The 13,763-nt window shown below is 72.2% G+C and carries 12 protein-coding genes; 6 read left to right on the forward strand and 6 right to left on the reverse strand.

Annotation, left to right across the window (positions count from 1 at the left end):
- Nucleotides 1-129: 129 nt before the first annotated feature.
- The 6 genes from ACFYOB_RS27565 to ACFYOB_RS27590 all read right to left on the reverse strand — a co-directional run bounded on the left by ACFYOB_RS27565 (nt 130) and on the right by ACFYOB_RS27590 (nt 6,279).
- Nucleotides 130-726: a Uma2 family endonuclease gene (locus tag ACFYOB_RS27565; RefSeq protein ID WP_388563876.1), complete on the reverse strand. Its 597-nt coding sequence runs from the start codon at nt 724-726 to the stop codon at nt 130-132.
- Between the two features lie 77 nt (nt 727-803).
- Complete coding sequence (locus ACFYOB_RS27570; RefSeq protein WP_388563878.1) at nt 804-2,114, reverse strand: DUF58 domain-containing protein; 1,311 nt, start codon at nt 2,112-2,114, stop codon at nt 804-806.
- Nucleotides 2,114-3,100, reverse strand: a complete 987-nt coding sequence (locus ACFYOB_RS27575; protein WP_388563880.1) for an AAA family ATPase — start codon at nt 3,098-3,100, stop codon at nt 2,114-2,116. Before ACFYOB_RS27575 ends, ACFYOB_RS27570 begins: the two co-directional genes overlap by 1 nt.
- A complete protein-coding gene (locus ACFYOB_RS27580) occupies nt 3,097-4,359 on the reverse strand; it encodes a DUF4350 domain-containing protein (RefSeq protein ID WP_388563882.1) in 1,263 nt (420 codons plus the stop codon). Before ACFYOB_RS27580 ends, ACFYOB_RS27575 begins: the two co-directional genes overlap by 4 nt.
- A complete protein-coding gene (locus ACFYOB_RS27585) occupies nt 4,356-5,036 on the reverse strand; it encodes a DUF4129 domain-containing protein (protein WP_388563884.1) in 681 nt (226 codons plus the stop codon). The genes ACFYOB_RS27580 and ACFYOB_RS27585 overlap by 4 nt, the downstream gene beginning before the upstream one ends.
- Nucleotides 5,037-5,043: 7 nt before the next feature.
- Nucleotides 5,044-6,279, reverse strand: a complete 1,236-nt coding sequence (locus ACFYOB_RS27590; protein ID WP_388563886.1) for a hypothetical protein — start codon at nt 6,277-6,279, stop codon at nt 5,044-5,046.
- Between the two features lie 234 nt (nt 6,280-6,513).
- Here ACFYOB_RS27590 and mtrA point away from each other — a divergent pair, with 234 nt between their 5' ends.
- The 6 genes from mtrA (at nt 6,514) to ACFYOB_RS27620 (ending at nt 13,761) form a co-directional block, all read left to right on the forward strand.
- Entirely contained in the window at nt 6,514-7,203 is a 690-nt protein-coding gene (mtrA, locus tag ACFYOB_RS27595; RefSeq protein WP_200904315.1) for a two-component system response regulator MtrA, read from the forward strand.
- 1 nt (nt 7,204) lies between these two features.
- Complete coding sequence (gene mtrB, locus ACFYOB_RS27600) at nt 7,205-9,166, forward strand: MtrAB system histidine kinase MtrB (RefSeq protein ID WP_388563888.1); 1,962 nt, start codon at nt 7,205-7,207, stop codon at nt 9,164-9,166.
- Nucleotides 9,132-11,021 carry an LpqB family beta-propeller domain-containing protein gene (locus tag ACFYOB_RS27605; protein ID WP_388563890.1) on the forward strand — a complete coding sequence of 630 codons (1,890 nt, stop codon included), beginning with the start codon at nt 9,132-9,134 and terminating at the stop codon, nt 11,019-11,021. The genes mtrB and ACFYOB_RS27605 overlap by 35 nt, the downstream gene beginning before the upstream one ends.
- 65 nt (nt 11,022-11,086) lie before the next feature.
- Nucleotides 11,087-11,791, forward strand: coding sequence for a ComF family protein (locus tag ACFYOB_RS27610; RefSeq protein WP_388563892.1), 705 nt, complete (start codon nt 11,087-11,089; stop codon nt 11,789-11,791).
- A gap of 311 nt (nt 11,792-12,102) precedes the next feature.
- Entirely contained in the window at nt 12,103-12,798 is a 696-nt protein-coding gene (hpf, locus tag ACFYOB_RS27615) for a ribosome hibernation-promoting factor, HPF/YfiA family (protein WP_388563894.1), read from the forward strand.
- Between the two features lie 210 nt (nt 12,799-13,008).
- Nucleotides 13,009-13,761 carry a response regulator gene (locus ACFYOB_RS27620; protein WP_388563896.1) on the forward strand — a complete coding sequence of 251 codons (753 nt, stop codon included), beginning with the start codon at nt 13,009-13,011 and terminating at the stop codon, nt 13,759-13,761.
- The last annotated feature ends 2 nt before the right edge of the window (nt 13,762-13,763 follow it).

The raw sequence follows: 13,763 nt of genomic DNA on the forward strand, positions 1-13,763 counted from the left end.
GGGGGACCCTGTGGGAGAGTAGGACGCCGCCGAACAATCATTGCGGAAGCCCCGCACCAGACCTTTACGGGTCCGGTGCGGGGCTTTTCTGCGTTCAGGACCAGATCGCATGGGCCGGCACCCGCTGTTTCACCAGTCGGCGGGATAGCTCTTGAGGCTGCTCGTGTCGAGCGTCCAGCGGCCGGCAATGACGGTGTCCCCGAAGGCGTAGGGGACGGCCTTGCGGAAGCGGATACCGTCGGGCCCCGCTGAGGGGTCGCTGTGCACGGTGACGGTCTTCTTGTCCTTGCGGGGGTCTACGACGACGTACAGCGGGACCCCCATCCTCGGATAGTCGTGCAGCTCGTCGCGGATGTCGGTGAGCGAGTTCGTGCGTGAGACGACCTCCACCACCATCAGGACATCGCGGGAGTTGACGGCCTTCGCCGTGTCGTCGGTGTCCTCTTCCGCGATGACCATGAGATCGGGGACCTTGGTCAGGCCGGTTTGAGGATCGCCCATGTTCGTGTCGTTGAGGGCCATGACCTCTGGGGTCTGGGCCTCGATCTGGCGGCGCAGCCGCACCACGTTGAGCCCGTGGGGAGCTGTGGGGCTCATCATCGTGAGGAAGATCTGACCGTCGGTGGTCTGCACCTTCCACTGGTCCTCCTGGTGCTCCGCCAGCTCCGCGAGCTGCTCCGCGAAATCGTGCATGCGGCGCATCTGCTCGGGGGTGAGGTCGGCCATGGTGTCCTCCTGGTGGGTGCCCGACCAGCGTATCCAGCCCGTCGCTGTGAAGCCTTCAGATGGAACAGGTCGGGAGGCTAGAGACGGCCCGCCGCCTTGAGGGCCAGGTAGGCGTCGGCCAGGGACGGGGCCAGGGTGTCCGGGGTGGCGTCGACCACGTGGACGCCGTGGCGGGTGAGCTGGTCGGCGGTGCGGCGGCGCTGGGACTGGGACTGGGTGCCCGCCGCGGCCTCGTAGACCTCCTCCACACCGCCGCGGGATGTCGTCATCTCCGCGACGTGGGGGTCGGCCACCGAGGCCAGGAGGACCGTGTGGCGCTGGGTGAGGCGTGGCAGGAGGGGCAGGAGACCCTCTTCGACCGGGGCCGCGTCCAGGCTCGTCAGGAGGACCACCAGGGACCGGCGCGGGGCGCTGCGCAGGATGGTGGAGACCAGGGTGCGCGAGTCGGTCTCCACCAGCTCTGGTTCCAGCGGGGCCATCGCGTTCACGAAGGACGGAAGGACGTCGGCCGCCGGGCGGCCCATGACCTGGGCGCGGGGGCGGCGGTCGTGGGCCAGCAGGTCCACGCGGTCGCCGGCGCGGGTGGCCAGGGCTGCGAGGAGCAGGGCCGCGTCCATCGCCGAGTCCAGGCGCGGGGCGTCACCGACGCGGCCCGCCGAGGTGCGGCCGGTGTCCAGGCAGATCAGGATGTGCCGGTCGCGTTCTGGACGCCACGTACGGACGGCCACCTTGTTCTGGCGGGCCGTGGCGCGCCAGTCGATGGAGCGGGTGTCGTCGCCGGGTACGTAGTCGCGGAGGCTGTCGAACTCGGTGCCCTCACCGCGGGTCAGGACGCTCGTACGGCCGTCCAGTTCGCGCAGGCGGGCCAGCCGGGACGGCAGGTGCTTGCGGCTCGCGAAGGGCGGCAGGACACGGACCGTCCACGGGACGACGTGGGCGCCCTGCCGGGAGAGCAGGCCCAGCGGGCCGTACGAGCGGATCGTGACCCGGTCGGCCTGGCGGTCGCCGCGCCGGGTGGGCAGGAGGCGGGTCGTCAGGCGGCGGCGTTCGCCCGCGGGGACCACGACCTTGTGCCGGGAGGCGGCCGTCTCCGTGCCCGGGATCCAGCTGCTGGGGGGCCAGGCGTCGCGGACGTGGGCCCGCAGCGGGCGGCGGCTCGGGTTGGTGACGGTGAGGTGGACGTCCGCCCGTTCGCCGAGGCGGACGGAGGCGTCGCCCGAGCGGGTCAGGCCGAGGGTGCGGACGGGCGCCGCCAGGGCGTAGTCGACCGCGCAGGCCAGCGCGAGCGGGCCGTTGACCGCGAGCATCCCCGTCCAGCTCGGTTCGAGGATGCCGACGGGGATGCTGCCGAGGGCCGCCAGCAGGGCGGCGCGTCCGGTGAGGGCCATCAGCGCGGGACGGGGACGTGGGAGAGGATCGCCGTGATGACGGCGTCGGCCGTGACTCCCTCCATCTCCGCTTCCGGGCGCAGCTGGACGCGGTGGCGGAGGGTCGGCAGGGCGAGGGCCTTGACGTCGTCGGGGGTGACGTAGTCGCGGCCGGTGAGCCAGGCCCAGGCGCGGGAGGTGCCCAGCAGGGCGGTCGCACCGCGCGGGGAGGCGCCGAGGGTGAGGGACGGCGATTCGCGGGTGGCGCGGCAGATGTCGACGACGTAGCCGGCGATCTCGGGGGAGACCGAGACCTTGGAGACGGCCTCGCGGGCGGCTTCGAGATGCGCAGGTCCGGCCACCGGGCGGATGCCCGCGGCGTGCAGGTCGCGGGGGTTGAAGCCGGCGGCGTGCCGGGTCAGGACGCCGATCTCGTCCGCGCGGGAGGGGAGGGGCACGGTGAGCTTGAGGAGGAAGCGGTCCAGCTGGGCTTCCGGGAGCGGGTACGTGCCCTCGTACTCAAGGGGGTTCATGGTGGCGGCGACGAGGAAGGGCTCCGGGAGCGGGCGGGCCGTGCCGTCGACCGTGACCTGGCGTTCCTCCATCGCTTCGAGGAGGGAGGACTGGGTCTTGGGCGGGGTCCGGTTGATCTCGTCCGCGAGGAGGAGGTTGGTGAAGACCGGGCCGTTCTGGAAGGAGAACTCGGCGGTGCGCGCGTCGTAGACGAGGGAGCCGGTGACATCGCTGGGCATCAGGTCCGGGGTGAACTGGACGCGCTTGGTGTCGAGTTCGAGGGACGCGGCGAGGGCCCGTACGAGGAGGGTCTTGGCGACGCCGGGGACGCCTTCGAGGAGCACGTGGCCGCGGCACAGGAGCGCGACGACGAGACCGGTGACGGCGGAGTCCTGACCGACCACGGCCTTGCCGATCTCGGTGCGGAGCGCTTCGAGGGAAGCGCGGGCGCTGTCCGCGGTCGCAGCCGTGGACTCGGTGGCCGGGTACGTCATGACGTACGGACCTCTCTTTCGAGGGCGTCGAGGTGGTCGGCGAGCGCGACGAGTGCCGCGTCGTCGGAGGGTGTGGGGCCGAAGAGCAGGGCGGAAACGTCCCTGGTCTGCGGTTCGCCGGTGAGTCGGGCGGAGACGGCGGGCGTCAGCGCGGACGGGTCGTGGGCCTGGGTGTGCGGTACGCCGAGCAGTGCGGCCAGGCGTTCGCGGGTGGCGGCGCGCAGCACGGTGGCGGCGCGGTCGCGGGCCCTGGCCTTTCGGTAGAGGCGGGCGCGGCCCTCGGTGGCCTCGGAGGCGCGGATGACGACCGGCAGCTTCTCGGTGACGAGGGGGCCGAGGCGGCGGGCGCGCCAGAGGGCGGCGAGGACGGCGGCGACGAAGAGCTGGAGCAGGGCCCAGGACCAGCCGGCCGGGATGAGGTCGAAGAGGGTCTTGTCCTCGCCGCTGTGGGTCGCGGGGTCGGAGTCCGCGAGGGACGGCATGTACCAGACGAGGTCCGGGCGGGAGCCGAGGAGTTGGAGGGCGAGGGAGGCGTTGCCCTCCTCGGCGAGGCTCTCGTTGAGGAGGATCGTCTCGGCGCCGAGGAGGACGGTGTCGCCGCCGCGGGTGCCGGTGGGCAGGACGAGGAGGGTGGGATGGCCGCCGCTGGGGTAGCAGGCGGTGGCCCGCAGGAGGGTGGTGGTGTAGCGGAGGCCGCCGCCGGTGTCCGCGCGGCCCGCGGAGGTGGCGGCCGGCAGGGTGCAGGCCGGGGCGAGGGTGTCCGACGCGGCGTCGCCCTTCGTGTGCACGCCGGGGACGAGGTCGGGGAGGCTGTGGCTGCCCGGGGCGAGGAGGACGGTGCGGCCTCCGGAGAGGTCCATGGCAGAGCGGAGGACGCCGCGCTGGGTGGTGCCGAGGAGGTCGGGCTCGGTGACCAGGAGGGTGGTGCGGGGGCCGGCCGCGTCGGCGGCCTCGCGGGCGGTGGTCACGACGCGGGTGGTGACGCCGCGGTCCTTGAGGAGTTCGGCGACGGCCCGGCTGCCGTAGGGGTCGGCGGAGCGGGGGTCGAGCGTGCCGTGGCGGGTGCCGGAGTCGAGGGCGGCGAGGACGAGTCCGCCTGCGGCGAGCACGGCGAGGAAGGCCAGGACGCGGCGCGTCCGTCGTATCCGCTGCGCTCGGCCGGTGCGGGGGGCCGCGGTTCCGGCAGCGGCGCCGGTTTTGCCGGAGTCGGTGCCGGACGCGGTCGGGCCGGGGATGGGGCCGGGGATGGGGCCGGTCATGCGGTGGGTCCCGTCAGGAGCGGCTTGGCGCGGTCCAGGGTGAGGTCGAGGGCGCGCATACGGGCGTACGCGTCGGCGTCGGCGGTGCGGCCGCCGTAGGTGACGTCGTCGAAGGTACGGGCGGCCGCGCGGAGGTCCCCGGCGTGGTCCGGGAGGCAGACGGCGGCTTCGGCGGCGGCCTCGTCGGCGGTGCGGCCCGGCCGGGGGTCGAGCAGGGTCCGCTCCTCCAGGGAGCGGACGACGGCGCGCATGCGCTCCTGGACGGCTTCGGTCCAGCGGCCCGCGGCGGCGTGGGCCTCGGCGGCCGTGCGGTGGTCGGCGGCGCTGCGGATGCCCTCGTCGAAGAGGACGCCCGCGCCGGAGACGGCCCGGCTGGGGGAGCCGAGCCGCCACCACAGGGCGCCGACGGCCAGGACGACCAGGAGGACGATCACGACGATGCCGAGCCCGCCGCCCGGGGTCGCCCCGGAGGCGGCGCCGAACAGGTCGTCGAGCCATTCGAAGAACTTGCGCAGGGCGCGGTCCAGCAGCCCCGGGTCGTTCTGGTGGTACATGGGCTTGGACAGTTCGCGCTCTGCCGCCTCCTGGGCAGGCTCGCGCGGTGTCGTCACCGGTGGTGTCGCCGTGCCCGGCAGGAGCGCCGTGGCGCGGGTGATGAGGCCCCCCGTACCCGTCATCGGTGTGTCAGCCTCCGGTCGTGCCGTAGTTCTCGACGCCTGCGGCCCGGGCGAGCTCCAGGTCGAGCCCCTCGCGGCGGATGCGCTGGTCCACGTAGAGGAGGACGGTGACGCCCGACTGCATCGGCATCACGATGGTCTGCGCGATGATCGCGCCGATGGCGGAGAGGACGAGCGCTCCCCAGGCGGTGGAGGCCGTGCCGGCCTGCAGGCCGCCCATGCCGCCGCCGAAGAGGGCGACGCCGAGGAACGTCAGCGGCCAGACGATGATCGCGGCGATGATGCCGGTGATGATGCTGGTGAGGAGCGTGATGCCGAAGATGCGCCACCACGCGCCCTTGACGAGCTTGGAAGAGCGGCCGAGCGACTTGAAGACGGTGCTCTTCTCCAGCATCAGGGCGGGGGAGGCCAGGCTGTACTTGGTCCACAGCCAGACGGCCAGCGGGAGCGCGGCGAAGCCGCCGAGGACGGCCAGTCCCACGCTCCGGGCGAGGATGCCCGGCACGATCAGCACGACGATGAGGAGGGCGAAGCCGAATCCCATCAGCAGCGTCAGTCCGGCCAGGCGCAGCAGCTGCGGACGGGCCTCGCGCCAGGCGGCGGAGATCGTGGAGGTGTTGCCGAGGACCGCCCGGCTGAAGATCATCGTGAGCATCGCGGTGGCCACGATGCCCCCGAGGGCCTGGATGAAGAGGGCTCCGAACGAGACCGCCGAGGCGGTGCCCAGGGTGTTGATCGTCTGCTCGATGTCCGCCGCGGGGTCTGCGGCGAGGGCCAGGTCGGACATCACGTACTTCTGCAGGAGCACGCTCATCACCTGCACCACCGTGGCCACGACCAGCGTGATCGGCAGCACCGAGCGCCAGTGGGCGCGCATGGTGGCGACCGCGCCGTCGAGGATCTCGCCCATGTCCAGGGGGCGCAGCGGGATCACGCCGGGCTTGGCGGCCGGGGGCTTGCCCCACTGGCCGGGGCCGCCCGGGTAGCCGTACTGGCCGCCGTACGGGCTTCCGTACTGGCCCGGGTGCTGCTGGCCGCCGTACGGTCCCCAGCCCTGGCCCTGCTGCGGCGGTGCCTGCGGAGGCGGTGTCGGGCCGGAGGCCGGGTCGGACCAGTCTCCCGGCGGCGGCTGCTCGGCGGACCACTTCGAGTCGCCGGAAGCCTGCTGATCGGAGGGTGCCCCAGGTCGCTCGCCGTCGGACGGAGAGGATCCGGGCGAAGCCCAGCCCGGAGAGTCGTTCATCGTCGCTCCTTCACGTGCACCTGCTGCGGCGGGGGCGCTGGTCGCTGCCATCGTGCCACGTGAGGTCCACGAACGGACCAGCCGTCCCCCCGGATCCGCGGCAGCCCGTACCTTCAATTGTCACCCGGATCCGGGGCAGACTGGTTGACCTGATCTCCACGCAGGTCCGAGGGGCGATTTCCAGCCCTTTTGGCTGTGGGACAGCTCACCGCCAGGTAACGATTAGCTAATGGGATGATGTCAAGCATGAAGGGACGAGTCCTTGTCGTCGACGACGACACCGCGCTGGCCGAGATGCTCGGCATTGTGCTGCGTGGAGAAGGTTTTGAGCCGTCGTTCGTAGCGGACGGTGACAAGGCGCTGGCTGCCTTCCGGGAGGCGAAGCCCGATCTGGTACTGCTCGATCTCATGCTGCCCGGACGGGACGGCATAGAGGTGTGCAGGCTGATCAGGGCCGAGTCGGGCGTGCCGATCGTGATGCTCACGGCGAAGAGCGACACGGTCGACGTCGTCGTAGGCCTGGAGTCCGGCGCCGACGACTACATCGTCAAGCCGTTCAAGCCGAAGGAGCTGGTGGCCCGCATCCGGGCCCGCCTGCGCCGGTCGGAGGAGCCCGCTCCCGAGCAGCTGACCATCGGTGACCTCGTCATCGACGTGGCCGGGCACTCGGTCAAGCGGGACGGTGCCTCCATCGCCCTGACCCCGCTCGAGTTCGACCTGCTGGTCGCTCTCGCGCGCAAGCCCTGGCAGGTCTTCACCCGTGAGGTGCTGCTGGAGCAGGTCTGGGGCTACCGGCACGCCGCGGACACCCGGCTGGTCAACGTGCACGTACAGCGTCTGCGGTCCAAGGTCGAGAAGGACCCGGAGCGTCCCGAGATCGTCGTGACGGTGCGCGGTGTCGGCTACAAGGCCGGACCCAGCTGACGTGCAGTCCGGCAGGGACCGGGCCGGTTCCCGCTGGGGAGCGCTGAGGGGCGGCCGGCTGCTCCAGGACGGAGCGCCCGGCGGCCCTGTGCTGCGGCTGTTCGTGCGTCTCCTGCGCCGGCCGCTGCTTCCGGCTGTCCGGCTGTGGCGTCGCAACATCCAGCTCCGGGTCGTCGCCGCCACGCTGCTGATCTCGCTCGCCGTGGTCCTCGCCCTGGGCTTCGTCGTCATAGCCCAGGTCAGCAAGGGCCTCCTCGACGTCAAGGAGGAGGCGGCGCAGAGCCAGGCCGCGGGCGGGTTCGCGGTCGCACAGGAGAAGGCCAACGCCCCCGCGACCGTGGACGGGCCGGATTCCGCCGACAACAAGGTCGGGCTCGATGCCAGTACCTGGATGAACTCGCTGGTCAAGCAGCTCGCCAGTGGCGGTCAGTCCGCCTTCGAGGTGGTCGCGCTCGGCGCGGGCACCGGCGAGCAGGTCCTGCCCGGCACGCAGGGGGTCAAGGGCGCCCGCGCCTCGGGCAACGTGGACCCGGCCGCCAGTGTGCCGATCGCGCTGCGCCGGGCCGTCAACCACTCCGCCGGCACCTTCAAGACCTTCTCCGAGATCCGGTACACCGCCGGGGCCGGGGAGAAGGCACCCGAGGCCGCGCTGGTCGTGGGCAAGCGGCTCACCGACATCAACGGGGACCCGTACGACCTGTACTACCTCTTCCCGCTCACGCAGGAGGAGGAGTCCCTCAACCTGATCAAGGTCACCATCGTGACCGCGGGCCTGTTCGTCGTCGTCCTGCTCTGTGGCATCGCCTGGCTCGTCGTGCGCCAGGTCGTGACCCCCGTACGGATGGCCGCCGGGATCGCCGAGCGGCTCTCGGCGGGCCGGCTCCAGGAGCGGATGAAGGTCACGGGCGAGGACGACATCGCCCGCCTCGGCGAGGCCTTCAACAAGATGGCGCAGAACCTCCAGCTCAAGATCCAGCAGCTGGAGGAGCTGTCGCGGATGCAGCGCCGGTTCGTCTCGGACGTCTCGCACGAGCTGCGCACCCCGCTGACGACCGTACGGATGGCCGCGGACGTCATCCACGACGCCCGGGTCGACTTCGACCCGATCACGGCGCGCTCCGCCGAACTGCTCGCGGGGCAGCTCGACCGGTTCGAGTCGCTCCTCGCCGACCTGCTGGAGATCAGCCGGTTCGACGCGGGCGCGGCCGCGCTGGAGGCCGAGCCGATCGACCTGCGCGACGTCGTACGCCGGGTCATCGACGGCGCCGAGCCGCTCGCCGAGCACAAGGGGACCCGGATCCGGGTCCTCGGCGACACCCAGCCGGTCATCGCCGAGGCGGACGCCCGGCGGGTGGAGCGGGTGCTGCGCAATCTGGTCGTCAACGCCGTGGAGCACGGCGAGGGACGCGATGTGGTGGTCCGGCTGGCGTCCGCGGGCGGGGCCGTCGCGGTCGCCGTACGGGACTACGGCGTCGGGCTCAAGCCCGGCGAGGCCACCCGCGTCTTCAACCGCTTCTGGCGGGCCGACCCGGCGCGGGCCCGTACGACGGGCGGCACCGGCCTCGGTCTGTCCATCGCCGTCGAGGACGCCCGGCTGCACGGCGGCTGGCTCCAGGCGTGGGGCGAGCCGGGCGGCGGCTCGCAGTTCCGCCTGACCCTGCCGCGCACCGCCGACGAGCCGCTGCGGGGCTCGCCCATCCCGCTGGAACCCGAGGACTCCCGGGCCAACCGGGCCAGGGCCGCAGCCGACGCCGCGGGCAGTGCGGCGGACCGGCAGCCGGCGGACGGCGGTGACCGGTCGCCGATACCGCCGCGGTCGCCGGTCGCCGGCGCGCTGCCCGTACCCGCCGACCCGACGGCACTGCCGGGCAATGGAGCCAGGGTCGTGGCCCGGCCGGCCGAGCAGGCACCACAGGAGGATCGAACCGATGCCGACGCCGATGGCGATGCCCGTGGACGCTGAGGCCAGGGCCGCGCGCGCCCGGACGCGGGGCAGGCGGTTGCGCACCGTGCGGGCCTGCGCCCTCGGTGTCGCCGGGCTGCTGCTGGCGGGGTGTGCCTCGATGCCCGACCACGGCGAGATCCGCTCGGTGCAGGGCTCGCAGGGCGTCGACTCCCAGGTCCGGGTGTTCGGCGTACCGCCCGCCGACAAGGCCAGTGCGGCCGAGATCGTCGACGGCTTCCTGGAGGCGATGACCAGCGACGACCCGCAGCTGGAGACGGCTCGCAAGTACCTCACGCAGGAGCAGGCCAAGAGCTGGAAGCCCGGCTCCGCCGTTACCGTGCTCAGGGGCGGCCTCGACCGGTCCCCGGTCCGCGGCGAGAAGGACCCCGACGGGCCGCGCTGGAAGGTGACCGGCAAGAAGCTGGCGACCGTGGACGAGCGCAGCGCGTACCAGCCGGAGACCGGCGGCGGGGCGTTCGAGGAGTTCCTCCAGCTCGTCCAGGAGGACAAGCAGTGGCGGATCGCGACTCCGCCGCGCAGCCTCGTGCTGAGCGAGTCCGACTTCCAGCGGATCTACATGCCGGTCAACAAGTACTACTTCGCGGGCGACCACCTGGTCGCCGACCCCGTGTACGTGCGCCAGCGCAGCGACCCCGACTCGCGGATGGACCCCACCACGCAGACGGTGCAGTCGCTGCTGGCCGGGCCGTCGAGGTGGCTCAGCCCGGTCGTCGAGTCCAGTTTCCCGACCGGCACGGAACTGCGGGCGGGCACCAAGTCCCTTTCGTACGACGGCCAGAACACGCTGCGCGTGCCGCTCAACGACAAGGCCGACAACGTCGCGCAGCCGCAGTGCCGGAAGATGGCCACCCAACTCCTCTACACGGTCAAGGACCTGACGGGCTCCCGGCTGGAACAGGTCGAACTGCTGCGCTCCGACGGCAAGTCGTCCTCGTTGTGTTCGGTGACCGAGGTGAGCGCGGCGGCGATCGCCAACCGTCCGAAGATCCCCGAGTACCAGTACTTCGTCGACGACGCGGACCGGCTGGTCCGGCTGAAGCTCGACATTTCGAGCGAGGTCCAGCAGAAGCCCGAACCGGTGCCGGGGCCGCTGGCCACCCCGCCGGGGTTCAAGGTCCTCTCGGCGGCCGTGACGTACGACGAGCGGCGCGCGGCCGTGGTCTCGCAGGACGGGCACGGGCTGTACGTCGTGCCGATGTCCGGGTCCGGTGCCATGCCGCAGCCGGTGTACCCCGGCAAGGGGAACAAGACGAACACGCTGACCGCGCCCAGCTGGGACGCGGCGGGCGACCTGTGGTTCGCCGACCAGGATCCGCAGCACCTGGGGCTGTGGCGGGTGCCCGGTGGGACCGGGGTGCCGGAGAAGGTCCAGGTGGCCGGGCTGGACGGCGGGCGGATCACCTCGCTGAAGGCATCCTCGGACGGGGCGCGGATCGCGCTGCTCGTGCAGCGGGACGGCGCCCGCAAGAACCTGTACGTCGGGCGGATCGAGAGGCCCGACGGCAAGGGTGACGTCTCGGCGGTGTCGGTGCGCGAGCTGCGCCCGGCGGCTCCGCAGATGGCGGACGTGACGGCGATGAGCTGGGCGCCGAGGGGCAGGCTGCTGGTCGTGGGCCGGGAGAGCGGTGGGATCGTGCAGGCCCGCTACATGCTCGCGGACGGCTCGATGGTGGCGGCGGGTCTGCCGGGGGCCACGGGGCTGATGGAGGTCGCGGTGGCCGCCACGGAGGACGAGTCGAAGCCGAAGCCGGTGGTGGCCTTCTCCGAGGACGACGGGATCGTGTGGCTGCCGCCGGGGGCGCAGTGGCGCACGGTGATGCCGGGCGGCCGGGCTCCGGTGTATCCGGGCTGACGTGCCTCCGCGTCCGTTGTCCACAGGGGTGGCGGGCGCCGGTGCGTGGTCGGCAGAGTGGACGCATGCGGGGGTGGTGGCAGGAGCTGGCCGGGCTGGTCCTGCCGGTCGACTGCGCGGGCTGCGGGGCGTCCCGGGTACTGCTGTGCGCCGGCTGCCGGGAGGCGCTGAGCGGGGCCGTCACGGCGCGGGCGAGGCCGTTTCCGCGGCCTGAGGGCCTGCCGGTGGTCCATGCGGCCGCCGTGTACGAGGGGCCGGTCCGGGCTGTCCTGCTGGCGCACAAGGAGCGCGGGGCGCTGCCCCTGGCCGGTGCGCTCGGCGCCGCCCTGGCGGCGGCGGTGCGGGCGGGTGGGGCGGGGGCGGGGGAGGAGGTGGCTCTGGTGCCGGTCCCGTCGGCGCGGCGGCAGGTCCGGGCGCGCGGGCACGACCCGGCGCGCAGGATCGCCTTCGCCGCGGCGGGGCGGCTGCGGCGGGCCGGTGTGCCCGCGCGTGTGGCGCCCGTACTGCGGCTGAGGCGGGCGGTGGCGGACCAGGCGGGGCTGGGGGCCCGGCAGCGCCGGGAGAACCTCTCCGGGGCCCTGGAGGTGTGCCGTGGCGGGGCGCGGCTGACCGGCGGGGCCGTGGTCGTGCTCGTGGACGACCTGATCACCACCGGGGCGACGCTGGCGGAGGCGGCCAGGGCGCTGCGTGCCGCGGATCCGGGGGGCGTGGCCGGTCTGCGGGCGGCGGTGGTGGCCGCAACTCGGACAGACCAAAAATCCCGTGAATAGATTTGGAACTGCCGGGGAAGGCCCATCGTTGCAGGTAGTAAGAGGGAACGGCCACCTGAACGGAAGTACGTTCCGGTAGCGGGTGCCGACAACCGTCATAGAGGGATATGTTCGGTTGTGAGGACTGGCGAGCCTTAAGGCCCCACGCATCGCTGTCTCTCGACTCCGAAGTCGGTGGGGTGTAGATCTTGCCGATGGGGGAGGAGGAGGTGAAAGTCGCCAAGTCCGAGGCTCCGGCCTTCACCGGAGTCTGGTGCGAAAGGGAGACGCTTCGCCCTGTCGGGCGGAGCTATCCGGGAACGGAGTTCTGCGTGGACATCGTCGTCAAGGGCCGCAAGACCGAGGTGCCCGACCGGTTCCGCAAGCACGTGGCCGAGAAGCTGAATCCGGAGCGGATCCAGAAGCTCGACGCCAAGGTGATCAGCTTGGACGTCGAGGTGTCCAAGGAGCACAACCCGCGCCAGGCCGACCGTTCCGACCGCGTGGAGATCACCTTGCATTCGCGGGGCCCGGTGATCCGTGCCGAGGCCGCCGCCGCAGACGCGTACGCGGCGTTGGACCTGGCTCAGGACAAGCTGGAGGCCCGGCTGCGCAAGCAGCACGACAAGCGCCACACCCGCCGCGGCAGCGGTCGGCTCTCGGCGGCGGAGGTCGCCGACGTGGTGCCGGACGCCGCCACCCTGAACGGGAACGGCGAGCCGGTCAGCGCGGAGAAGGCGGACGCGATCCCGACCACCCGGATCGGATCGCTGGAGGTTCAGGGCGAAGGCCCGCTCATCGTCCGCGAGAAGACCCACTCGGCCGCACCCATGTCGCTCGACCAGGCACTGTACGAAATGGAACTGGTCGGCCACGACTTCTATCTGTTCGTCGACTCCGAGTCGAAGCTGCCCAGTGTCGTCTACCGACGTCACGCGTACGACTACGGCGTGATCCATGTGAACCCCGACGGGGCCTCCAGCTCGGAGCAGCCCCGCGGTGGTGCCGGGGGCGCGCTCGGCGGCTGAGCACATCATTCATCGCCCCCCGTGGGACGCTCCGGCGTCCCACGGGGGCCTCGTGTGCGGGCCTCCCGTGTGGCGCGTATGCGCCGGGCAGCCATCGTCGGCCCCCCGCGCCGTGCCGCGGGCATGGAATCATGGCGGGCAGTCAACCGGCGGCGGAGCCTGTCCGGTTGGCCCAGCAGTTCGGCACATGCAGGGGCAGGGGGAGGAACGATGGCGGACAGCTTCGGGCCGGCGCGCGGTGACGACGGTGCGGGCTGCCGTGCGGCGGACGCGCCGGCGGAGCTCGCCGGCTCGCCGGCCGGGGAGCCCATCCGGGTGCTCGTGGTCGACGACCACGCGCTGTTCCGGCGAGGGCTGGAAATCGTCCTCGCGCAGGAGGAGGACATCCAGGTCGTCGGTGAGGCGGGGGACGGCGCGGAGGCCGTGGACAAGGCGGCCGACCTGCTGCCGGACATCGTGCTGATGGACGTACGGATGCCCAGGCGCGGCGGGATCGAGGCGTGCACCTCGATCAAGGAGGTGGCACCCTCCGCGAAGATCATCATGCTGACGATCAGCGACGAGGAGGCTGACCTCTACGACGCGATCAAGGCGGGTGCGACCGGGTACCTCCTGAAGGAGATCTCGACGGACGAGGTGGCCACGGCGATCCGGGCGGTGGCGGACGGCCAGTCGCAGATCAGCCCGTCGATGGCGTCGAAGCTGCTCACCGAGTTCAAGTCGATGATCCAGCGGACCGACGAGCGGCGGCTGGTGCCGGCGCCGAGGCTGACGGACCGGGAGCTGGAGGTCCTGAAGCTGGTGGCCACCGGCATGAACAACCGTGACATCGCCAAGCAGTTGTTCATCTCCGAGAACACGGTGAAGAACCACGTCCGCAACATCCTGGAGAAGCTGCAGCTGCACTCCCGGATGGAGGCCGTGGTCTACGCGATGCGCGAGAAGATCCTCGAAATCCGCTAGCC

The sequence above is a fragment of the Streptomyces sp. NPDC006463 genome (assembly GCF_042870715.1).
In the GTDB taxonomy this organism is placed as follows: Bacteria; Actinomycetota; Actinomycetes; order Streptomycetales; family Streptomycetaceae; genus Streptomyces.

Excerpts from the sequence above, each read along its gene's own strand:
- ACFYOB_RS27565 (WP_388563876.1), bottom strand. The coding sequence starts at position 726 with ATGGCCGACCTCACCCCCGAGCAGATGCGCCGCATGCACGATTTCGCG.
- ACFYOB_RS27580 (WP_388563882.1), bottom strand. The coding sequence starts at position 4,359 with ATGACCGGCCCCATCCCCGGCCCCATCCCCGGCCCGACCGCGTCCGGC.
- ACFYOB_RS27575 (WP_388563880.1), bottom strand. The coding sequence starts at position 3,100 with ATGACGTACCCGGCCACCGAGTCCACGGCTGCGACCGCGGACAGCGCC.
- ACFYOB_RS27570 (WP_388563878.1), bottom strand. The coding sequence starts at position 2,114 with ATGGCCCTCACCGGACGCGCCGCCCTGCTGGCGGCCCTCGGCAGCATC.
- ACFYOB_RS27590 (WP_388563886.1), bottom strand. The coding sequence starts at position 6,279 with ATGAACGACTCTCCGGGCTGGGCTTCGCCCGGATCCTCTCCGTCCGAC.
- ACFYOB_RS27605 (WP_388563890.1), top strand. The coding sequence starts at position 9,132 with ATGCCGACGCCGATGGCGATGCCCGTGGACGCTGAGGCCAGGGCCGCG.
- ACFYOB_RS27610 (WP_388563892.1), top strand. The coding sequence starts at position 11,087 with ATGCGGGGGTGGTGGCAGGAGCTGGCCGGGCTGGTCCTGCCGGTCGAC.
- ACFYOB_RS27585 (WP_388563884.1), bottom strand. The coding sequence starts at position 5,036 with ATGACGGGTACGGGGGGCCTCATCACCCGCGCCACGGCGCTCCTGCCG.
- mtrA (WP_200904315.1), top strand. The coding sequence starts at position 6,514 with ATGATGTCAAGCATGAAGGGACGAGTCCTTGTCGTCGACGACGACACC.
- ACFYOB_RS27620 (WP_388563896.1), top strand. The coding sequence starts at position 13,009 with ATGGCGGACAGCTTCGGGCCGGCGCGCGGTGACGACGGTGCGGGCTGC.